Source organism: Sporosarcina sp. P19, from assembly GCF_002743165.1.
Taxonomy (GTDB): domain Bacteria; phylum Bacillota; class Bacilli; order Bacillales_A; family Planococcaceae; genus Sporosarcina; species Sporosarcina ureae.
This window is the reverse complement of the sequence record NZ_PDYR01000006.1, coordinates 60,696-82,088: the sequence shown is the minus strand read 5'-3', so window position 1 is coordinate 82,088 and position 21,393 is coordinate 60,696. Positions and strand designations below refer to the sequence as shown.

The following is a 21,393-nucleotide window of genomic DNA, read 5'->3' as shown; positions in this document are numbered from 1 at the left end:
ACTAAGATCAGATCGAAAGGAAGAATACAACATGACACAGTATTTTGGAACAGATGGCGTCAGAGGTGTAGCGAACAAGGAACTTACACCTGAACTGGCATTTAAATTAGGCAGAATCGGTGGATATTTATTCACTAAAGATACAGAAGAAAAAGCAGAAGTGCTAGTGGGAAGAGATACACGGATTTCTGGTTTAATGCTTGAAAATGCCTTAATAGCAGGCCTATTATCTGTTGGTGTGGAAGTTATGAAGTTAGGCGTAATTAGTACACCAGGCGTAGCCTATTTAACACGTGTCATGAACGCGCAAGCAGGCGTTATGATTTCAGCATCACATAATCCGGTTGAGGATAATGGAATTAAGTTCTTCGGAGATACCGGCTTTAAATTAACTGATGCACAAGAAGAGGAATTCGAAAAATTATTAAATGCAGAAGAAGATACATTACCTCGTCCGGTAGGTGGAAGTGTTGGAACCATTACGGAATACTTCGAAGGCGGTCAGAAATATATTCAATACCTGAAACAAATTGTCGATGAGGACTTCGAAAATATCCATGTAGCGCTCGATTGCGCACATGGAGCGACTTCTGTCTTGGCAACCCATGTATTTGCAGACTTGGATGCAGACTTGACTACAATGGGTGCTTCTCCAAACGGCTTGAATATCAATGATGGCGTCGGATCTACACATCCTGAAACACTTGCAGCACTTGTAGTAGAAAAGAGTGCAGATATCGGTCTAGCATTTGATGGTGATGGCGATCGTCTTATCGCAGTTGATGAAAAAGGAAATATTGTCGACGGTGACCAAATTATGTTCATCGTAGCTCGATATTTACATAGCAAAGGCAGATTAAAATCAGATACTATTGTCTCTACTGTGATGAGTAATCTGGGCTTCTATAAAGCGCTAGAGGAATTTGGCATGAAGAGTGTTCAAACAGCTGTAGGTGATCGGTACGTTGTAGAAGAGATGCGTAAGAATCATTATAATCTTGGTGGTGAGCAATCAGGCCACATTATCTTCATGGATTACAATACAACGGGTGATGGCTTACTGACGGCATTGCAACTTGTTAATATCATGCAGCAAACTGGTAAAAAATTATCGGAATTGGCTAGTGAAATGAAAGTGTATCCACAGAAACTAATTAATATTCGTGTAATGGATAAATATGCGGTCATGGATAATATGCGTATTGTCGGAGTTATTAACGAGGTAGAGAAAGAAATGAACGGTCAGGGAAGAGTACTAGTGCGTCCTTCGGGTACGGAGCCTCTTGTCCGCGTAATGGTCGAATCTGAAACAGAAGCACAGTGTGCAGACTATGCAGAACGGATTTCACAAGTAGTAAAAGAAGAAATGGGTCTAGAGTAAATATGCGTTTGAGCTGGTAATGGGAAACTCTATATTACCAGCTCTTTTTTTATAGAAGTAGAATACCGGGGAATCAGAAGTACAGGCCGAGCTGGGAATGCTTTCGCTGAACGGAGAGGAAAAAAGTGAGTCAAAAAAAATATCAAAATATGCTCGCACAACGAACAGAGAATATCTTTGAAGAGTGGAAAGCGCGTGGTAGTTTAACGGAAAGAGAGTTATATTATTTTCTTCATAAATTGAAGGGAACGTCCGGGACAATTGGATTACAACAGTTGTCTCTCTTTTGCACGTCACAGTTAGAGATTCTGACGTCTTCCAACGATCAGAAAATACCCGTTTCTTCATTAGAAAATTTGAAGAATCGTATTCGTTCGCATTTTGATAATACAGTTGCTGTGAAAAAAGAAGAATTTCAATTGCCTGATCGCTACGTCAATCGTCTTGACCAGGAAACGTTCGTTCTAATTATTGATCAAGACTTAGAGTTCGTATCCTATTTAAAAGAGCTGCTTGAGAAGCTTGGAGCTCAAGTAATTATTTCATTGAATGGGAAGCGTGGAATTGAACAGTTTTACTCTATGAGACCAAGTATTGTGATTATAGATGCAAAGTTGCCTGATATGACAGGCTTTGAGGTGTTGGATCAAATCGCAGAACCCGCGCGACAAAAAAATACGACTTTAGCCATCTCGAGTGAAGAAGTAACAAAAGAAATGCTAATTGAAACGTATCGTAGAGGCGCTATGGATTTGATACCTAAACCTTTTGATATGGATGTCTTTTTTCCTTATTTGTTCAATCGGCAAATGCGTCAGCATGCGGTCAGTAGCAGTATGATTACAGATAGTTTGACGGGTGTTGGGAATCGACGCTACTTTGATGAGACGATTAATACATTGGCGAAAAAAGCCGATCAATCTGAAGCGGTTTTTTCGCTGGTCATAATAGACTTGGATCACTTTAAACAAGTAAATGATCTGTATGGACATCCTGCAGGCGATGAAGTATTGCAGAGTTTTGGCAAAATCATTAAAGAAGAAAAGTTCGAAGGTGATTATGTATTCCGTTATGGCGGGGAAGAGTTTGCTTTATTATTTGATAACATCAAAGCAGAAGATACTGTGCATGCTGTTGAGCGAATTCGAGAAAAGTTCAATGACGCAATATTCACTTCAGGTGAAGGGACGTTTCAGGTGACCTTCTCGGCAGGCAGTGCGACATATGAAGGGAATACTGCCAACTTGATATCTGCTGCTGATCAGGCTCTTTATGAAGCAAAGCGTTCAGGGCGAAATCAAACTGTGATTTACGACCAGAGAAAACGAGTAGTAAAGAGAAAGTTGATCGTCATTATCGTTGACGACGACTCATTCATCAGGCAAATCCTTCAGCAAACGTTGCTGGAATTAAAGTCTTCGGATATTGATATTACAGTGAAGACATATGCTGATGGCCCTTCGTTTCTTGAAGATGACTGGTATAGCCCTGACGCCTATTTCATCGTACTACTTGATGGTGTCATGCCAAAAATGGACGGTCTTGAAGTATTAAGTCGATTAAAGAGTGACCATTCCAAAACAAACGTCACGGTATCCATGATGACAGCTAGAAAAAGTGCGAATGATATTAAGGCGGCACTCTGGCTTGGAGCAGACGACTATATAATTAAGCCATTCCAACCTTCAGAAGTCCTCGGAAGAATCGATAAATTAGCTAACCGGTTATTTGATAAAAGAGATTAGAAGGAGATGCCCACTTTGACACATGTAGGAAAAAAAGTGTTAGTTGTAGATGATGAAGATATTTTGCGCATGTTGCTCACAGACACTTTGGAATTTGAAGGATTTCAAGTGGAAGAGGCTGAAGACGGGGTAGAAGCTTTGGAAAAAATTCAAAGCCATCCATATGACGCCATTCTTTTGGATTATATGATGCCACGTATGACCGGTTTGGAATTATTAGAGCATCTACAACCGTTAAAACTAACAACACCTATCATTATGCTCACTGCGAAAGCGCAGCAAGCAGATCAGGATCTTGCTTTAGCTAAAGGGGCCTCTTATTTCGTACCCAAACCATTTAGTCCAAATGAACTAGCTGAATTAGTTAAATCATTATTTTAATTACTGTGCATATCTATAAAAAACAGAACGTCCTCTCCATTATGGAAAGGACGTTCTATTTAGTCGTTCTCTGGATATAAAATCAGTCCATCCGACCGTTCTATAGTCTCCATGATAATGGATGATAAATCGCTGAGAGGGTAAGGTTTCGTCAAAAATTCACTGACATGAAACTTCTCCATTAGTAACGGTTCTTTTTCCAATGAAGAGGATATAACAATAGGAATTGATTCAGTTTGAGTGTGATCTTTCATTTGGCTAATCAGATCCCAACCATTTTCACCTTCGTCTAACATTAGATCAACGACGACTGCGGTAGGTAGCCTTTTTTCTATACAGGCAAATGCTTTGTTCACCTTGGAATGATGAATGACTGAAAAACCATTGCTTGCTAGCTCTTCACCAAGTAATAAAGAAATATTCACATCATCTTCTACTATCACGACCAAAGGTTTATCAGAGTCAATTTTTTCTGTTGGTAATTGCTGTTTTAAAGGAAGAGCAAAGAAAATAGTCGTCCCTACATTTTCTTCAGAATCCACCCAAATCTGTCCATTATGATCTTGAATAATCTCTTTACAAATAGATAGACCGAGACCTGTACCACCAATTTTTCTACTGTAACTATTATCGAATCTATAGAACTTTTCAAATAGATGACCAATAGTATCTGAAGGAATTCCAATGCCTTCATCCGCTATGGAAACGGTAACTGCGTCCTGTTGATTTAACAGAGTGATATTCACGCTTCCGCCGTCAGGAGAAAACTTAATCGCATTTCCGATTAAATTCATGAATACTTGCAAAATACGATTATAGTCGGCTCTGATTAGAGATGAATAAGTCAGATCTTGCACGTTTATCGTATGGCGAGGTGATTGAATCAGTAAATTAGCCACAGCCTTTTCAGCCACTTCACTGATCGTTATATCTTCTACTGTGTACGATTGACGCCCAGATTCCATCCGCTGAAGATCTAAGAAGTCATTGATGAGCGCAGTTAGTCGGTTTGCTTCGCTATGAATAGTCTCAAGATAACGTTTCTTGCGTGTATCATCCATATCTTTATTTAGTAAAAGCTCAGAGAATCCGACGATACTCGATAAAGGTGTTCGTAATTCGTGACTGACAGTCGAAACCAATTCTGTTTTCATTTTATTGACTTCGTGCTCATGAGTTATATCACGATGTACGAAAATCGTACCGACTTTTTCATTTTGAATAATAATTGGGACACTATACACATTCATGACTCGAGATTCGTTAGAAGGTAATGAAAGTATATATTGGTTATTAATGAACTCCGTAGCTTCGGATTGGTTTGCTTCATCAAGAAATACTTTGTATTGAACCGGGTCATCGATTTGCTTTAGGAAAACCTCCGTCCACTCTTCTCGAGACCATATCTTGTGTTCTGTTTCAGGTTTCATGCCAAGTAAATCGAATAAGGCTGCATTATACTTATCATTCTCATCTCTGTTTGAGACGAATCGAATACCTTCATTGATACTATCCAGGATGTTTTGATTCAACTGACGTTCATGACTAATAAGTTCGTATTGCTCAATTCGATCCACCGCAATGGCAATTCGCTTAAGCAAACCATATAAATCTTTTTGGTCGTCATCCGAAAATGGCCTGCCGATACGTGAGAGGACGGAAACGACGCTTAATTCGTTTGCGACATTATAGACACCTGTCACAAAATCATAGACATATGTAATGTTGTCGGCTATGCCTTTTTCATATTCTGCTTCTCGTTTGATAATGAAATAGGGCTCTGTTTCAAGTCTGGTTTTTATATATTCTAACCGTTCTCGTTTAATTTCATCAAAAAACTCTTGTGAAATTCCCTTTAATGTATGAATTCCGCTTCTAGGAAGCCAAAGAAAACCCAAGTCGGATTGATATATTTGATTTAAATAGTCAGAAGTTTGGTCGCATACTTCTTGCTTATCCAGTGAGAATGATAAGATATGACTCAAACCATTGTAACGTTCCAAACGAAAACGTGAAAATCGAGCTTCCGATAAAGCGAATTCCATCTTAGTCTGGCGACTGAATAATTCATCTTGCTGTGTAATTAATTCTTCATTTTGGGAGAGGAGCTCCTGCTCATTCATTTGAATGCGTTCCATCATTTTATGAATGGATTGCGAAAGTGCACCGATTTCATTCTTTGTCTGAATAGGTTGGAATAGCACTGTACCTTCTGTTTCATACCGATCTGCCGCACGCGTAATATCTTCTATTGGCTTAACCACACGATGAATAACATTCCAAACCATATAGATTGGAATAAGCAAGAAGATGAAGCCAAATATGGTGATAATCAAAAAGAAATTTTTAGTTTGTTGCATCGTTTGATCATATGCATTTCTTTGCTTATCCTTTGAAGAATCTTCGTATACACTGGCATATTTAATGAAGCTATTAACGGTTAGGTTGGTACCACTATTTGCTAAGTTCCGTAAGCCGTCATAATCATTTTCTTCAACAAATTGAATGGCTTTTGGAAGGGTGACATTTTCGTATTCCGTTAAGAAGTTATCGATTTCGGCAATGATTTGTTGTTCTTCTGCATTTAGATGAAACGATTTAAATTCCTTGGAATGAGAATGAATGTCTTCGATTGCTTGATAAGCATAGTTTAGTTCTTCCTCTATTTGAAAAGCATAGTAACCACGGGTTCGAAAGAATAGATCTTGAATTGAATCGGATATTTCTTCCACTAGTTTTGACTTTGTATAAGAGTCTTGCTGTTGATCTTCTAGTTCATCCCAAGAGTTACTAGCATAGAAATACATACTAGCCATTCCGACAATCGTGATGACTATTGAAACGATAAATACTTTTATGTATTGTTGGCGAATTCCATTTTTCTGCACGATCCGATTGCCCCTTCCACTATCTCATCTACTTCTATTCTACCATTTGCCCTGACTCTATACGTATAGAATTTTCAGTTAAGAAATTATATCTTTAAGGTAAGATAGGATGAAATTACTACGTATGAATACTAGCCAAACTAAATGGCGTTTCAAGTGAAGATCATAGTAATCAGTGGACAAAGAAAAAGACAAGCCGATAAATGTTAGGCTTGTCCTCTAGTAAGTAATTCACATATTTACTCAAAAATATATTTCAGAGCTAAGACTGCTTGATCTACCGATTCTACGGTAACATGTGCTTTGCGGGATAGTTCCTTTAGTGGGTGGTGATGATTTTCCTGACGGATCAGAATGAGTGGCTTCCCGAAAGCGACTGCTGCGCTGGCATCCATCGCAGTATTCCACTGTTTGTACTGTTCGCCAAATAACGCCATGACGACATCTGATTTTTTCATTAAAATTTCCGTTCGTAAGTTATTAAGGCTAGAAGCTGCGGCATCTTTAAATATTTTATCCGGTTGTTCGCCTAGAATCTCTTCCCCAATATTGTCTGAGCGGTCATGGTCTTCCATGGGTCCGACAAAGTCGACAGGTAATTGTAAATCCTTTGCTTGTTGTTTGACTTCATCTCGCCAAGATGTGTGAATTTCCCCAGCTAAGTATACTGTTAATCGCATGAAAACCCCTCCTAGTTTGATAACCTTTATTGTATCATGCATTATTCCTTCCTTCATCAGATGTACTTGAAGAGAAAGAGTTCATAAATATGGTACACTAAATAAAAACGAGGAGAGTTGAGTATATGAATGGACAGAATAGAGCAGATGTAAAACCTGGATTACGAGTAGCCGTTATTTTAAAGAAAGATCAGCGAAGCGGCGTGAAAACAGAAGGTGTCGTAAAAGATTTATTGACCAATTCCAGTTTTCATCCGCACGGGATTAAAGTACGGCTTGAGGATGGACAAGTTGGACGCGTAGCAGAAATATTAGAGTAATACAAAAGAGAGGGAGTACCCTCTCTTTTGTATATATGATTATTCTCCATCGCGATACGTTACAGCTGTACCGGTTGCGATACACATCATCATACCTTCACGTACCATTTCGAAATCTAAATCTACACCGATGACAGCGTTCGCCCCCATAACATTCGCTTTCTGGGACATTTCATCAAGTGCTGTTTGACGTGCTTCAGTTAGTTTGCTTTCATAAGCAGCACTGCGTCCGCCTACAATATCAGTGACAGATGCAAAAATATCCCGTACGATATTTGCTCCCATAATGGTTTCGCCTGATACAATCCCGTGATACGTTTCAATTGTTCGGCCTTGCAACATGTTAGTTGTCGTGTGTAACATTTGATCTCCCCCTTTGGTTTGTATCTATACGTTAGGAAGGAGAGAATGGTTTCAAAATATATGTAACATGTGGAAATAAAGCGTTTTTGTTTTCTATGTCAAATGAAGTAATTTCCCGGGGAATTGTATCGAAAAAATAGTTATATTCTACGAGTCTCGAAATAAAGGTTCAAAGCGCGCTACCTATCAGGTAGTATGAGTACATAGATAGAAAAAAGGAGATGATTGTATGACAGAACAAATGTATCAGCTTATTTCCATAATCGTTTACATGGCGGCTATGCTGTTCATTGGTTGGTATGCGTTCAAACGTACATCGAACCTGACGGATTATATGCTTGGTGGACGTTCGCTCGGGCCGGCTGTTACAGCACTAAGTGCCGGAGCGTCCGATATGTCCGGTTGGCTGTTGATGGGACTGCCGGGTGCAATTTATTTAAGTGGATTAGGTGAAGCATGGCTCGCGATTGGCTTGACGGTAGGTGCTTATTTGAACTGGTTGTTTGTGGCGCCGCGTTTACGTGTCTACACACAAGTTTCGAATAACTCCATCACGATTCCGAGTTTCCTTGAGAATAGATTAAAAGATACTTCTCGTTTATTGCGGGTGGCTTCAGGTATCATTATTTTATCATTCTTCACGTTCTACGTATCCTCAGGTATGGTAGCAGGTGGGAAGTTCTTTCAAAGTTCATTCGGGTTAGAATATCATACAGGGCTCATCATTGTATCAGTAGTAGTGTTAGCGTATACATTGTTCGGTGGATTTTTGGCAGTAAGTTATACCGATTTCATCCAAGGATTGATTATGTTTTTAGCACTGATTTTAGTGCCTTCATTTGGTATTTTCATAACAGGTGGATTTTCAGAAACTGCAGCGAGTATAAGAGAAGTCGATCCTTCGCTCTTTAACTTTGTATCAGGTGTGAGTGTGGTAGGAATCATTTCCTCACTAGCATGGGGACTAGGTTACTTCGGCCAGCCGCATATTATCGTCCGCTTTATGGCGATCAGCTCTGTTAAAGAGACGAAAAGTGCCAGACGGATCGGTATTGGCTGGATGTTACTGAGTTTAATAGGTGCGATTGCTACTGCATTAATCGGTGTCGCGTATTTTCAGCAAAATGGCGCGGACTTGGCAGATCCGGAAACGGTCTTTATCGTTCTCGGACAGATCATATTCCATCCGTTGATTGCAGGCATCATGCTAGCAGCTGTATTGGCAGCTATTATGAGTACGATATCTTCTCAATTGATCGTGACATCATCTGCTTTGATTGAAGACTTATATAAAGCAGTTTTCAAAACAGACGCTTCGGATAGTCGCTATGTATTTTTAGGCCGCCTAGCCGTTCTGCTCGTGACGATTGTCGCCATGGTGCTGGCTTGGCCAAATAAAGAATCTGTCTTAAAATTGGTTTCATTCGCTTGGGCAGGTTTTGGTGGTGCATTCGGTCCCATTATTCTCTTGTCATTATACTGGAGAAAGTTAACGGCTAAAGGTGCACTATACGGTATGATCGCTGGTGCCATTACAGTCGGTGTTTGGGGTAACGTCAAGTTCTTATCGAGTTCACTATATGAAATCGTCCCAGGGTTCGCGATTTGTCTCCTTGTTGCGGTTGTAGTAAGTAAAGCAACGTATAAACACAACCCCATTATTGAAAAAGAATTCGATGAAACAATGGAGTTGCTTGAAAAAGAAAAGTAAGTAAAAAGAGCGATCCTGCACAGTGTGCAAGGGTCGCTCTTTTTCATTGTGCTTATAAAGCGTCAGTGACTTCATCGCCATCTGGTAGATACTCGTATAATCCAATTTCCTTCAAGCCCTTTTTAATTTTTGTCGTATAGCCAAGTTTTTCATTGGATAGGAAGGTAGCCTTGGAAATAATTAGTTGCTTCAGGGTAGGCAAGTAACTTGGATCGATTTGCTGCCAAAGTTGATAGGATTCAATCAAGTCTTCCAGTGTCAAATGTTTATAATCATCCCCCTCAAAAGTGGATTCTGGAGAAATCTTATACCAAATATCTCCGTTATCACGAATCCATTTATCTTTTTGATAGACAATGGCTCGCTGGATATTGCGTGCGGTTTGGAGATATCGCCAATCCCCGAACTCTTGGTAAGATAGGAGTAGAATATTCATACCACCGAGTGCATGGTTCATGGATGTATGGGTAGTAACTTTCTGTTTGATCGGAAAGTAATCCGCAATGTAATATGCATCGCTAGCTACTCTATTAATATTGCCTTTTTGTTGTTGGGAAACTAGCAGGTCAGCATAATTACGCAGTGGTTCATTTGCAGAAGGGATCCCGAACTCACCACCGATATTATAATAGAATAAAGCGATTTGTTCATTGAAACGCGTATCAATGAATGGTGCGTGAATATCATACAAATTTTTGAGATACGTACTGGTTACTTCTGTTTCCCAGTAGGCCTTGTCCTGCTTGAAGTTTTTCAAGTTGACGAAAGCATTATAGACTAGATTCTCAAAGTATCGTCCTTTATTCTCATGATAGAGTGTCAATGCACGATCTTCTTTCAGCATCAATAAAGTACGTCCGTAGTTTTGACCTGAAACGGGCATTGGTTCTGTCGAGTCAGCCAGTTTATTATACGAACCATCTGCAGTGTACCAATTATTTCGCTTCTTGTGATTCTGACTAGTTTCTCTCATCCACTTAAATATATCATTCTTTGAATTAAACAATGGTTCGTCCGAATCGACATACCAGTGATCAGCAATTTCCCCTGAATCGGCTTGAAGTGTGTAGGAGGATAATAGTGTTTTTCCAGCTAACGCATAGGTGAAGTTCTCTTGCTCTTCAAGAAGTTCACGCGAAACGCTTTGTTCGTCATTATCATAGCGGAGAGATAATTGTTTGGATAGATAAGCCTGTCCAATCATCCGCTCTTCTACTGAGCCATCTGTCTTAATGAAGCGCAACAATCCTGTTGGATAAGTTGTCATATCCGCATCGGTCAAATCCGTGTTTTCACGCATGAGTGGATAGCGATCATAACGGAATAAATTAAAACGTGCGATATCCTCTTCTTTTTGAAGTACTTCTACAGTAATAGCTGCGTCTGTTGGATTGTGTAGTTCCGAGAATACAAATACATCTCTATTAGGTAATTCACGAACAGTTAGTTTAATTTCTGCCCCATCTGTTCCAACTGCATACGTATACGTACTATCTCGTGAAAAGCCATAATTGATTTGTGTAAAGTCTTTATATTCAAATGCTTCCTCCGAGCGTAAATAAAGGGGGTGAGTACTGAATGGTACACTCCCTAAATGATTTCCGGGTACACTTTTACTATAGGCAACGGACTCTTCAGGAGCGGTAAGTGTGAATTGCTTCGGGTGTTTTATACGATTGGTTTCCACTAGTATCCGATGCAGTGCTTTTGAAAAGTATGCTCGCGATACGACCGAGTCTCCATAATGAAGATACTCCTCTACTTGAGGAAACGTATAAACAGGAATGTTTTGTAATGTAGCTCGATCCGAACTAGAAGGCCAACTAGTAGATAACACTTTAGCGAAGTCCTTTTCCATATCAAAGGCCGTAATGAGTGAATTCCATAGCTCTGTCTTCGTCAATGGTTCATCAAAGCCGAAAACTCCACGTTCGCTTGGTTGGATCCAGCCGTTTTCAACAGCAGTCAAAGCAAAACGTGCTTTATCTGATCCCCATGCGATATCTGAAAAACCATAAGATTTATCAATGAATTTTGATCCGAAGATTTTAGATAAAGATACAGCAGCTTGCCCCTTTGTTAGTGGTTCTTCAGGATGATATTGCATATCGAAATTGCCTGTGATGATTTTCATTTCATCCAGCTGCATGATTTCATTTTTTGCCCAGTGGTGATTAGGGACGTCTATATATTTTACGTCTGTCGTTTGTGCGCTGACAGACTGAATGGAACAAATGAAAAATAGTGCTGTTAAAATGATTGCGGTATTCCATTTTCTCACTTTCATGACCTCCAACTAATGTCGCTTCAATACTCTAGTATACCCCAAAAGAAATCATAACGACAACGGAGGAAGCAAAAGGGGACATATGATACAATCGGAATAGAATGACTACTATGAAATTGATAACAGAGGAGGTTTCTATATGAATAAAGAAGAGTTTTTGGAACGTTATGCAGTTGATCGAAAGGGTACGTACTCGCTGAAATGGGACAAGCTGGAGGAACGTTTCGGTGATGCAGACTTACTTGCGGCCTGGGTAGCAGATATGGAATTTAAGGCACCAGAGCAAGTGATCGAGGCGTTGAAAGAAAAAGTGGACTTTGGGGTGTTCGGTTATACATATGCACCTGAATCATATTTTGAAGCGTTCATTAATTGGGAACGTGAGCATCATGGTTATGAAGTGAAAGAGGAATGGATGCGTTTTTCAACAGGCGTCGTGACGGCGTTATACTGGTTTGTTAATGCATTTACGAAACCTCAGGATGCAGTGATGATTCTATCTCCGGTCTATTATCCTTTCGCCAACGCAGTGAAAGATACTGGCCGTACACTGATAAGCAGCGAACTCATTAATACGGCAGGCGTTTACACAATAGACTTTGAAGACTTTGAAAAGCAAATACTTGAGAATGACGTGAAATTATTCATTCATTGTACACCGCATAATCCCGTTGGTCGTGTGTGGACAGCAGAGGAAGCAGAGAAACTCTTGTCAATATGTGAAAAACATGACGTACTGGTTGTGTCGGATGAAATCCATCATGATATGACGTTTGGCGATCATACACATATACCATCTGCAATTGTCACTGGAGGGAAGTACTCTGAGCGTGTCATTACAGTAACTTCTGCTTCCAAAACATTCAACCTGGCGGGCTTGTTAACATCTCAGATTATCATTGAAAATGAAGCGTTGCTAGAGCAGTTCGATACATTTGTGAATTCCGTGAATCAAACAGAAGTGAATATGCTAGGTATGACGGCTGCAGAGGCGGCGTATAATCATGGGGCAGACTGGCTTGAAGGATTACGAGAAGTCGTGAAGTCGAATGAACGCTATGCAGTAGAACAGTTCGCAGAGCATGCGCCTAAGTTAATCGTTACGCCATTGGAAGGAACGTACCTATTGTGGATTGACTTGCGCGCACATATCCAGCCAGACAGTGTAAAAGAATTTGTGCAAGATACATGTAAACTGGCAATCGACTACGGAGAGTGGTTTGGGGAAAACTCGAAAGGCTTCATTCGTTTGAATCTTGGGACGAAACCGCATTATATTAAGCAGGCAGTGGATAGTATAATCGAACACTTGCCACAATGATAAGTTTGATAAAAAGATCACCGTATTGTCAATAAGACGTTGCGGTGATCTTTTATGCTGTTAAATAGTGTGATGGTCATCTGCTGGTAGAAAACCGAGCAAAGGCTGCAGTTCGTTCTCTAAGAAAGGCTTCGCCTGCAACATATTTCTGAATGCAACGTAACGATCAATTTGCTCTGGAGTTGGTTGCTTAGTAGTACGGTAAGCACGTATCAAGATGTTCTTCGGTGTGTGCTCCATATCGATGAACTCCACTAGTTGTGCTTCATAGCCAACTAATGTCAGCAACTCTGCGCGGATGGAATCGGTTGCTAGTGCAGCAAAACGTTCTTTTACTAGGCCATGCTGCAACATGATGTCGAGTGCCGGGGCTTGAACTTGTGAAAACAGTTCATGCTGACAGCAAGGAACCGATAGGATGACGGAAGCCCCCCAGTTGACTGCTTTAGCCAACGCCATATCCGTTGCCACGTCACATGCGTGAAGCGTGACGACCATATCGACTGCAGTATCGCCATCGTACTCATTGATATCGCCTACTAGAAATTCGAGTTGATCATATTGCAGATCACGTGCGATTTCCTGGCATTCTTCAATGACTTCTTTTTTAAGATCTAGTCCCGTTACCCGAATATCAAGGCCTTTTTCGATTCGCAAGTAATGATACAGTGCGAACGTCAAATAAGATTTACCCGATCCGAAATCGAGTATGCGAATCGGACGGTCTTTCGGCAAGTGGGAAAGTGTGTCATCAATCAGTTCGACGAAGCGATTGATTTGACGAAACTTATCATGTTTTTGATTTTTGACCTTACCTTCAGCTGTTTGAACGCCGAGACGAACAAGAAATGGATAAGGTGTCCCTTCATTCAAAGCGTAATTTTTCGTACGATTATGCGCGTAGTCAACGGTCTTTTCTGTATTAAGGAAAATTCGTTTAATCGAAACTTTCATCTTCTTGGATATTTGAATCTGCATCGTTTCATCTGATAAATCAATATGGAATTGCTTAAAGGTTTTCAAGGCATCGTGCAGAGGTTGCGCCACGTCTTCAAGTGCCACATTATCATGCTTGAGAACACGTTCATGCTGATATTCAAATTGAATGTAAAATTCACCTTTTAGTTCAAGCGGTTTTAATTTAATTCGCTTCACATCATTGGATTTCATTCGTGGACCACTAATGGTCGCACGGATGAATGTTCCATCTGTCATGCGTCGCTGGAGTAGTTCCAGCACGTCATCTACTGACATCGTTTGACACTCCTGTCTGTCTTCAGTTCAATAAGAATCCTTGCTTTTGTAAGAATGCCTGAAGATCCGTTCTTCTTGGTGATTCAAGGAAATCAGCCATTTCTTTTGTCCACATTGCATCACGCTGATTTGAGTCACGGCTCGCATAGTATTCTTTCATGGTTTCGTCATATGCTGGTAATAGTTCAGTATACTTTTCTTCGTTATACGTGTTTTCATGTAAAATGGCTTCTACAGGTAAACGTGGTTTGACTCCATTGGATTCATTTGGAACACCGATAGACAATCCGAATAGAGGCACAACACCTTTAGGCAATTCCAGTACTTCTGAAATTTCCTCCATCGCATTCCGTACGCCGCCGATATAGCAAATACCATAGCCTTTTGATTCGGCAGCAATGACGACATTTTGTGCGAAAAGACCGACATCGATCGCGCCAACTAATACATTTTCTGCTACTGTATAGTCAATTTCCTGACCATGTAAACGGGCAGCATGAGATAATCGGTTATAGTCCATACAGAATACTAATACTGCGCCGGCTGTATAGAATTGGCGACGGTTCTTGGATAGCTCAGCCAACTGGCCGCGTTTTTCAGTGTCCGTTACATACATTACCGTGCATGCTTGCACGAAATGAGAACTTGCTGCATGCTGACCTGCTTTCACTAGTTCCATAACTGTCTCTCTTGAAATCGGTTCATCTTTATAACGTCGAACCGATGAGTGAGACTTTAATAAATTGATTACCATACAATCCCTCCGCATTCGTTTTCGTCAGAACATATATCTTCCTGAAACTCTCCTTTTATCCTACACTATTCTGACCTTTCGGGAAACACTGAAGCTTATTTTGACTGTTGCTGATCTTATAGTATGTAAGGTTTTCTTTCATCATAGCTCCGTATCGTGTATTCATCATCCACACACATAACGGATGAGGCAAAACATAAAGGTCGGGGAATCCCGATTGGTAGGACAGGTTTGATATGATAGAAGGAAATCATCTATTTAGGAGGGCATGCTTACTATGAAACTCGACCACCTCGTCTATTTCACTCAGTATGATGTTCAAAGTATTGTCAATGAACAACGTGCAAAAGGTAATCCGGCAGTAGTTGGTGGACAACATGAAAACTGGGGAACAGCGAATGCGTTATTGTATACTGATAATGTCTATATCGAATGGCTGACAGTAGTAGATGAAAACAAAGCGAGAATAGCAGTAGAGGAGCAACCGCTTATTGCTCAATATTTTCATGATCAGCCATATGGTGACGGCTGGGCAACTGTCTGTTTTTCCGTCGAGGATATGGAACAATGGAAAGATGAACTCGATAATAAAGGTTTCACGACAACTAAAATTCTCAAAGCTTCACGAAAAACAGAAAATGGTGAGTTGCTTCGCTGGAAGATGCTGTTTATTGAACAAAGTGTCTCCAATGAATTGCCGTATCCATTCTTCATCGAATGGGAAGAACCCGAAGAAAAGCGACAAGCTGGTCTTGCTAAGACGGGTGCGCGAACGACTTTCCATCAGCAACAAAAAATTTCTGAATGTATTTTCCATGTGGAAGACCCGTTACGAGAATCCGGTGAATGGGCAATAGTATTATCACAGAAAGTCGGAGATGTACATGATATCCGAATCGGAGACGTTGTTTTGCGCTTTATAGAAAAAAATGACACAGCACAACGTTTGGCGGAGATTCATTTCATATCGAACGATTAGCAAATAGAACGAAGGGTAAACTATATATAAAGATGTCTGGAGGATGTTAGCATGGATGTGTTAATTGAAAAGGCCATAATAGTTGGCGTGCATGAGCAGAAGGATTTGCACTTTGAATATGCGATGGAAGAACTGAAGAATTTGGCAGAAGCCATCAATGTAGAAGTACTAGGTGAAGTGACACAGAATTTGGAACGGAAAAATCCTTCTAGTTATATTGGAAGAGGGAAGATCGATGAAATCCGTGATGTGTATGAAGAAAACGAAGCGAATTTAATAATCTTCAATGATGAATTATCACCTTCACAGTTACGAAATCTGGAAAGAGATCTAGAATGTAAAATCATTGACCGTACTATGCTAATACTGGATATTTTTGCGAGGCGGGCACGCAACCGAGAAGCGCAGATGCAAGTTGAATTAGCGCAACTGCAATATACACTGCCACGACTTATCGGACTACGTGCATCACTCAGCAGGCAAGGTGGCGGCACGGGAGGCGGCTTACAGAATAAAGGAGCCGGAGAAACGAAGCTTGAGCTTGATCGTCGGAAAATTGAAGATCAGATAGCGAAGCTTCGCCGTGAACTCGAGCATGTAAGTGATCAACGAGAAACGCAGCGAAAACAGCGTGTCAGAAGCGGTATACCTGTAGTGTCGATTGTAGGTTATACAAACGCTGGGAAATCCACGTTGATGAATCGATTGCTGCAATTTACGGATGTGGATGAATCTAAAGAAGTCCGTGAAAAAGATATGCTATTTGCAACGCTCGAAACCGCTGTAAGAAAGATCAAGCTGCATGATAAAAAAGAATTTATATTAACGGATACCGTAGGGTTCGTTTCCAAACTCCCACACCATCTTGTCCAAGCATTCCGTTCGACACTAGAAGAAGCCAAGAATGCCGACTTATTGTTGCATGTTGTGGACGTTTCCGACGAAGAACATGGTCATATGATGGACGTTACTAATGAAACGCTAGGAGATATTGGCGTGAAAAGCATTCCTACTATCAACATATATAATAAATCGGACTTGACTGAAATCTCCTATCCACGTATAAAAGATCAGAGTATTTGGATGTCGGCTGGCGAAGATAAAGGAATACCTGAATTACTAACATTGATCCAACAAAACTTATTCCGACAATATGTCACGTGTAAATTAATGATTCCATACGACCGTGGAGAAATCGTTGCACATCTCAATGAAAACGCGTCAATTAAAGATACAGCATATGAAGAAGAAGGTACTTTGATGACTGTAGAAATGCCAGCAAGTGAATATGAACGTCTACAAGAATTTATTCTAAATTGAATATAAAAAAGGGCTGCATGCGCAATGCATGCAGCCAAAACCTTTTATCTTTATAAGAAGAGAAAGGGGGTGGGATGCTTCTAGTTTGCCCGATAACTCGGAATCTAAACCTCTTGATGAATATTAAAAGTATTTAGTGTATTAACTTGTGGTTTTCCCATTGTGTTATGTTTAATATAAAAAGGTGAATCTGAGGAATTTTTCTTAATCAATCGTACAACTAAGCGAGAACAATATATAAGGAGTGATGAACAGTATGAAAAAATGGACAACCATTCTTACAGCAGGAACGCTAGCACTTGTCTTAAGTGCCTGTGGCCAAACTGCTGAACCTAAAGAAGATCCTATGACAGGGGAAAGAGAAGAAGTGGTCGTAAAAAGTGAACTGACAGCCGGTGAAGTAATGGAAAAAGCAAATGCGGCAGCTGAAACACAGCAGAGTATGCATTCTGATATGGAAATTATGCAAACGTTAGAAATGGGGGATGAAAAGCAAGACATTAATTCAACGATTGATATGGATATGATACTTGAACCGCTCGCTATGCGCCAAACCATGAATATGCAAGTTGGCGATGAAGAAATGGCGATAGAACAGTATATGACAGAAGAAGGTTTCTTCATGAAAGATCCACAATCAGGTGGTTGGATCAAACTACCGAATGAACTGTATGAGGAAGTCACTGGTCAAATGGCGGGAGTGACTGAATCACCAGTGGACTTCACTATGTATAAAGAATACGCAGAAGACTTTACATTTGAAGAGACTAACGATGAATACGTTTTGACATTGATAGGTTCTGGTGAAAAGTTTAGCGAGCTCATGCAGGAGATGTTAGAGAAGCACATGCCGGCAGGAGCAGATGAAGCCAAGTTGGAAGAAACAGATTTAAAAGTAGAAAAAGTCGATCTACACTTCACTATTGATAAAAAGACTTTCTTCACAAAAGACTTTGACATGGATATGGTCATGACAATGGACGAGCAAGGTCAGCAAGTTAAAGTCACGCAGAATATGAAGGGTACCATGACAAAGATCAATGAGATTGATGAAATCAAAGTACCGAAAGAAATATTGGATAGCGCCCAAGAAATGGACCAAGGAATGAATCAGCAGTAAATGAATACGCCGTTTTCCGTGTCATACGGAAAACGGTTTTTTCGTATAATCCCATACGTTTAAATAAATAACGGGGCATAAGTACCCAAATATGCATTTTTAAAAAAGTGTTGATAACGATTTTCATTTAGATATTGACATCATCTACAAAACGCTGTAAAGTTGTTGTTGAGCGAATGATAATCATTTTCATTTAAATGAGAAATGCTCAAATATTCGATATCGGAGTTCTTCATGAAGAAACGTTACTTAATTACAGCAGTTATACTTTTATCATTTCTTTCGCTGTTTGTTGGCGCAAGCCGAATCACACCAGCGGACCTATTGGACTGGCGGTCAGAAGCGACAGAAATTTTCATGATTAGTCGGTTCCCTCGATTAGTCGCGATATTACTTGCAGGTGCAGGGATGAGTATTGCAGGTTTGATTATGCAACAATTGAGCCGCAATAAATTTGTATCACCTACCACGGCAGGGACGTTGGATGCGACTAAACTTGGAATCTTAGTGTCTATGTTGATCTTTACCAACGCAACACTATTAGAAAAGATGGCGGTATCGTTTACATTCGCCTTACTTGGTACATTTTTGTTTATGCAAATTCTTGATCGTATTAAATTCAAAGATGCGATTTTCATTCCGCTTGTTGGATTGATGTTCGGGAATATCTTATCTTCCATCACCACATTTTTTGCATTTAAAGCAAACGTGATCCAGAATATGTCTGCTTGGCTTCAAGGAGATTTTTCCATGATCATGAAAGGCCGTTATGAGCTTTTGTATATTAGTATACCCGTGTTGATCATTACATATTTATATGCGAATCGATTTACAGTGGCAGGTATGGGAGAAGACTTTTCCAAGAACTTAGGACTCGCTTACAAGAGTATCGTCAATATTGGGTTGGTCTTAGTCGCATTAATAACGACAACGGTTGTATTGACAGTGGGACTGATTCCTTTCTTAGGGTTAATCATTCCGAACATCGTCTCAATCTTCAAAGGAGACCATTTACAAAAGACCTTGCCGCATACTGCATTGCTAGGCGCGATTTTCCTTCTTATATGTGACATTCTAGGCAGGGTTATTATTTTCCCGTATGAAATCTCGATCAGTTTAATGGTCGGTGTCATCGGAAGCGCAATCTTCCTGTTCTTGCTGTTTAGGGGGAAAGCCTATGCGTAACTCAACGAAGCTATTAATTTTGTTGGCATTTTCATTAGTCTTTTGCGGATTATATCTGTTTCAAGGTTTGAACGGCAGCTATGACTATGCACTTCCTAGAAGAGCAATCAAAGTGGTGGCGATGATTTTAACAGGTGTGGCAGTGGCATATTCCACAGTTATTTTCCAGACCATCACGCATAACCGCATTTTGACGCCAAGTATTATGGGATTAGATTCACTCTATATCCTGCTACAAACCGTTCTCATATTCTTTTTCGGATCCACTTCATTTGTCCTGATCAACCAGCAGTTTAACTTCATGCTGTCGGTAGGTGCGATGATATTGTTCGCCTTACTGCTCTATCACTTCTTATTCGGAAAAGGGAACCGGCCGATTTATTTCTTACTGCTAGTCGGTATCATCGTCGGTACATTCTTCGGAAGTATTTCGACATTCCTGCAAGTGATGATTGATCCGAATGAATTTTTGCGTGTGCAAGATAAGATGTTTGCGAGTTTCAACAATATCAACGGGGATCTCGTCTGGTGGGCATTATCAATATTGGTTATCACACTAATTATCGGATGGCGCTATATCAATGAACTTGATGTTTTATCATTGGGACGCGATACAGCTATCAATCTAGGTGTACCGTATCAGTCGGTCGTCAAGATCATGCTGATTTTATCGGCAGTACTGATTGCGGTGTCCACGGCACTTGTAGGTCCGATTACATTCTTCGGATTAATCGTAGCCAACTTGTCCTACCAATTCTTTAACACGTTCAAGCATTCGGTGTTAATTGCCGGTGCTGCATTGATGAGTGTCATTGCATTAGTTGGCGGACAGTGGATCGTTGAACGTCTATTCTCTTTCTCGACCACACTCAGTGTGATCATTAACTTTGTCGGTGGCATGTACTTTATCTACTTATTATTAAAGGAGAGTCGGTCTTCATGATTCAAGTTCGTGAGATAACGAAGTTTTATGGAAAAAAAGCAGTCGTCGAAAAGGTCAGTGTGAATATTCACCGTGGAAAAATCACATCATTCATTGGACCGAACGGGGCTGGTAAATCTACTCTTCTGTCGATGGTAAGTCGATTAATGGATGCTGACACGGGCGAAGTATTGCTCGATAAAAGCAAAGTGAAAAATATGAAGTCTAATGATTTTGCTAAGCGCGTCGCGATATTAAAGCAATCTAACTTCATGAATGTCAAACTTACCATCCGTGAACTTGTTTCGTTCGGCCGTTTCCCGCACTGTAAGGGCCGTCTTCAGGAAGAAGATGAGCGGATGGTGGATCAGGCGTTGGAGTATATGGGCCTGATAGACATGCAAGAAGCATATTTGGATGAATTATCCGGTGGTCAGCGTCAGCGAGCGTTCATTGCGATGACAATTGCACAAGACACCGATTATATTCTGCTCGATGAACCACTGAATAACCTGGACATGAAACACTCCGTGCAAATCATGAAAATCTTGCGTCAGCTTGTCGACGATCTTGGCAAAACGGTGGTCATCGTCTTGCATGACATCAACTTTGCCTCTGTCTACTCAGACCGCATCGTTGCGTTAAAGAACGGAAAAGTCGTCAAGGACGGAGTAACAAACGATATTATCACCTCAGATTCATTACGCGAAATTTATGATATGGAAATTCCCATTCAACAAATGAAAGATTGCCGTATTTGTGTGTATTTTAACTCTTAAAAT

General features: G+C 40.4%; 18 protein-coding genes. 12 read left to right on the top strand and 6 right to left on the bottom strand.

Annotated elements, in window-relative coordinates; genetic code table 11:
- The first annotated feature begins 31 nt into the window (after positions 1–31).
- The 3 genes from glmM (at position 32) to CSV74_RS08450 (ending at position 3,507) form a co-directional block, all read left to right on the top strand.
- Positions 32–1,381 carry a phosphoglucosamine mutase gene (gene glmM / locus CSV74_RS08460; RefSeq protein WP_099669908.1) on the top strand — a complete coding sequence of 450 codons (1,350 nt, stop codon included), beginning with the start codon at positions 32–34 and terminating at the stop codon, positions 1,379–1,381.
- A gap of 125 nt (positions 1,382–1,506) precedes the next feature.
- A complete protein-coding gene (locus CSV74_RS08455; protein ID WP_099691342.1) occupies positions 1,507–3,126 on the top strand; it encodes a diguanylate cyclase in 1,620 nt (539 codons plus the stop codon).
- A 15-nt stretch (positions 3,127–3,141) separates the two neighbouring features.
- Complete coding sequence (locus CSV74_RS08450) at positions 3,142–3,507, top strand: response regulator transcription factor (protein ID WP_255408333.1); 366 nt, start codon at positions 3,142–3,144, stop codon at positions 3,505–3,507.
- A gap of 59 nt (positions 3,508–3,566) precedes the next feature.
- Here the strand turns inward: CSV74_RS08450 and CSV74_RS08445 are convergent, their stop codons facing one another.
- Together CSV74_RS08445 and CSV74_RS08440 are read right to left on the bottom strand one after the other, a co-directional pair.
- A complete protein-coding gene (locus CSV74_RS08445) occupies positions 3,567–6,395 on the bottom strand; it encodes an ATP-binding protein (protein WP_099691340.1) in 2,829 nt (942 codons plus the stop codon).
- A gap of 239 nt (positions 6,396–6,634) precedes the next feature.
- Positions 6,635–7,075: a YtoQ family protein gene (locus tag CSV74_RS08440; RefSeq protein WP_099691339.1), complete on the bottom strand. Its 441-nt coding sequence runs from the start codon at positions 7,073–7,075 to the stop codon at positions 6,635–6,637.
- A 125-nt stretch (positions 7,076–7,200) separates the two neighbouring features.
- Between CSV74_RS08440 and CSV74_RS08435 the strand changes: the two genes are divergently transcribed.
- The gene (locus CSV74_RS08435) at positions 7,201–7,395 is read left to right on the top strand and encodes a YwbE family protein (protein WP_099669903.1); all 195 of its coding nucleotides are present in this window, start codon (positions 7,201–7,203) and stop codon (positions 7,393–7,395) included.
- A 39-nt stretch (positions 7,396–7,434) separates the two neighbouring features.
- On the opposite strand, the gene CSV74_RS08430 is transcribed toward CSV74_RS08435, so the two are convergent.
- On the bottom strand, positions 7,435–7,758 hold the full coding sequence (locus tag CSV74_RS08430) for a YbjQ family protein (RefSeq protein ID WP_099669902.1): 324 nt from the start codon (positions 7,756–7,758) through the stop codon (positions 7,435–7,437).
- 229 nt (positions 7,759–7,987) lie between these two features.
- Between CSV74_RS08430 and putP the strand changes: the two genes are divergently transcribed.
- A complete protein-coding gene (gene putP / locus CSV74_RS08425; protein ID WP_099691338.1) occupies positions 7,988–9,469 on the top strand; it encodes a sodium/proline symporter PutP in 1,482 nt (493 codons plus the stop codon).
- Positions 9,470–9,521: 52 nt separating this feature from the next.
- On the opposite strand, the gene CSV74_RS08420 is transcribed toward putP, so the two are convergent.
- A complete protein-coding gene (locus CSV74_RS08420) occupies positions 9,522–11,750 on the bottom strand; it encodes an S-layer homology domain-containing protein (protein WP_158231776.1) in 2,229 nt (742 codons plus the stop codon).
- Between the two features lie 145 nt (positions 11,751–11,895).
- Here CSV74_RS08420 and CSV74_RS08415 point away from each other — a divergent pair, with 145 nt between their 5' ends.
- On the top strand, positions 11,896–13,077 hold the full coding sequence (locus tag CSV74_RS08415; RefSeq protein WP_099691336.1) for a MalY/PatB family protein: 1,182 nt from the start codon (positions 11,896–11,898) through the stop codon (positions 13,075–13,077).
- Positions 13,078–13,137: 60 nt separating this feature from the next.
- Here the strand turns inward: CSV74_RS08415 and CSV74_RS08410 are convergent, their stop codons facing one another.
- A complete protein-coding gene (locus CSV74_RS08410; protein ID WP_099691335.1) occupies positions 13,138–14,331 on the bottom strand; it encodes a class I SAM-dependent methyltransferase in 1,194 nt (397 codons plus the stop codon).
- Between the two features lie 22 nt (positions 14,332–14,353).
- Positions 14,354–15,085, bottom strand: coding sequence for an oxygen-insensitive NADPH nitroreductase (nfsA, locus tag CSV74_RS08405; RefSeq protein WP_099691334.1), 732 nt, complete (start codon positions 15,083–15,085; stop codon positions 14,354–14,356).
- 277 nt (positions 15,086–15,362) lie between these two features.
- Between nfsA and CSV74_RS08400 the strand changes: the two genes are divergently transcribed.
- The 6 genes from CSV74_RS08400 to CSV74_RS08375 all read left to right on the top strand — a co-directional run bounded on the left by CSV74_RS08400 (position 15,363) and on the right by CSV74_RS08375 (position 21,390).
- The gene (locus tag CSV74_RS08400; RefSeq protein WP_158231775.1) at positions 15,363–16,064 is read left to right on the top strand and encodes a VOC family protein; all 702 of its coding nucleotides are present in this window, start codon (positions 15,363–15,365) and stop codon (positions 16,062–16,064) included.
- Between the two features lie 51 nt (positions 16,065–16,115).
- Positions 16,116–17,384 carry a GTPase HflX gene (gene hflX / locus CSV74_RS08395; protein ID WP_099691332.1) on the top strand — a complete coding sequence of 423 codons (1,269 nt, stop codon included), beginning with the start codon at positions 16,116–16,118 and terminating at the stop codon, positions 17,382–17,384.
- A 256-nt stretch (positions 17,385–17,640) separates the two neighbouring features.
- The gene (locus CSV74_RS08390; RefSeq protein ID WP_099691331.1) at positions 17,641–18,504 is read left to right on the top strand and encodes a DUF6612 family protein; all 864 of its coding nucleotides are present in this window, start codon (positions 17,641–17,643) and stop codon (positions 18,502–18,504) included.
- A gap of 234 nt (positions 18,505–18,738) precedes the next feature.
- Positions 18,739–19,689: an ABC transporter permease gene (locus CSV74_RS08385; RefSeq protein WP_099691330.1), complete on the top strand. Its 951-nt coding sequence runs from the start codon at positions 18,739–18,741 to the stop codon at positions 19,687–19,689.
- Positions 19,682–20,632, top strand: coding sequence for an iron chelate uptake ABC transporter family permease subunit (locus CSV74_RS08380; protein WP_099669892.1), 951 nt, complete (start codon positions 19,682–19,684; stop codon positions 20,630–20,632). The genes CSV74_RS08385 and CSV74_RS08380 overlap by 8 nt, the downstream gene beginning before the upstream one ends.
- Entirely contained in the window at positions 20,629–21,390 is a 762-nt protein-coding gene (locus CSV74_RS08375; RefSeq protein WP_099669891.1) for an iron ABC transporter ATP-binding protein, read from the top strand. Before CSV74_RS08380 ends, CSV74_RS08375 begins: the two co-directional genes overlap by 4 nt.
- Positions 21,391–21,393: the final 3 nt, after the last annotated feature.

Excerpts from the sequence above, each read along its gene's own strand:
- CSV74_RS08440 (WP_099691339.1), bottom strand. The coding sequence starts at position 7,075 with ATGCGATTAACAGTATACTTAGCTGGGGAAATTCACACATCTTGGCGA.
- hflX (WP_099691332.1), top strand. The coding sequence starts at position 16,116 with ATGGATGTGTTAATTGAAAAGGCCATAATAGTTGGCGTGCATGAGCAG.
- CSV74_RS08380 (WP_099669892.1), top strand. The coding sequence starts at position 19,682 with ATGCGTAACTCAACGAAGCTATTAATTTTGTTGGCATTTTCATTAGTC.
- nfsA (WP_099691334.1), bottom strand. The coding sequence starts at position 15,085 with ATGGTAATCAATTTATTAAAGTCTCACTCATCGGTTCGACGTTATAAA.
- CSV74_RS08385 (WP_099691330.1), top strand. The coding sequence starts at position 18,739 with ATGAAGAAACGTTACTTAATTACAGCAGTTATACTTTTATCATTTCTT.
- CSV74_RS08410 (WP_099691335.1), bottom strand. The coding sequence starts at position 14,331 with ATGTCAGTAGATGACGTGCTGGAACTACTCCAGCGACGCATGACAGAT.
- putP (WP_099691338.1), top strand. The coding sequence starts at position 7,988 with ATGACAGAACAAATGTATCAGCTTATTTCCATAATCGTTTACATGGCG.
- CSV74_RS08375 (WP_099669891.1), top strand. The coding sequence starts at position 20,629 with ATGATTCAAGTTCGTGAGATAACGAAGTTTTATGGAAAAAAAGCAGTC.
- CSV74_RS08415 (WP_099691336.1), top strand. The coding sequence starts at position 11,896 with ATGAATAAAGAAGAGTTTTTGGAACGTTATGCAGTTGATCGAAAGGGT.
- CSV74_RS08435 (WP_099669903.1), top strand. The coding sequence starts at position 7,201 with ATGAATGGACAGAATAGAGCAGATGTAAAACCTGGATTACGAGTAGCC.
- glmM (WP_099669908.1), top strand. The coding sequence starts at position 32 with ATGACACAGTATTTTGGAACAGATGGCGTCAGAGGTGTAGCGAACAAG.
- CSV74_RS08430 (WP_099669902.1), bottom strand. The coding sequence starts at position 7,758 with ATGTTACACACGACAACTAACATGTTGCAAGGCCGAACAATTGAAACG.
- CSV74_RS08400 (WP_158231775.1), top strand. The coding sequence starts at position 15,363 with ATGAAACTCGACCACCTCGTCTATTTCACTCAGTATGATGTTCAAAGT.
- CSV74_RS08390 (WP_099691331.1), top strand. The coding sequence starts at position 17,641 with ATGAAAAAATGGACAACCATTCTTACAGCAGGAACGCTAGCACTTGTC.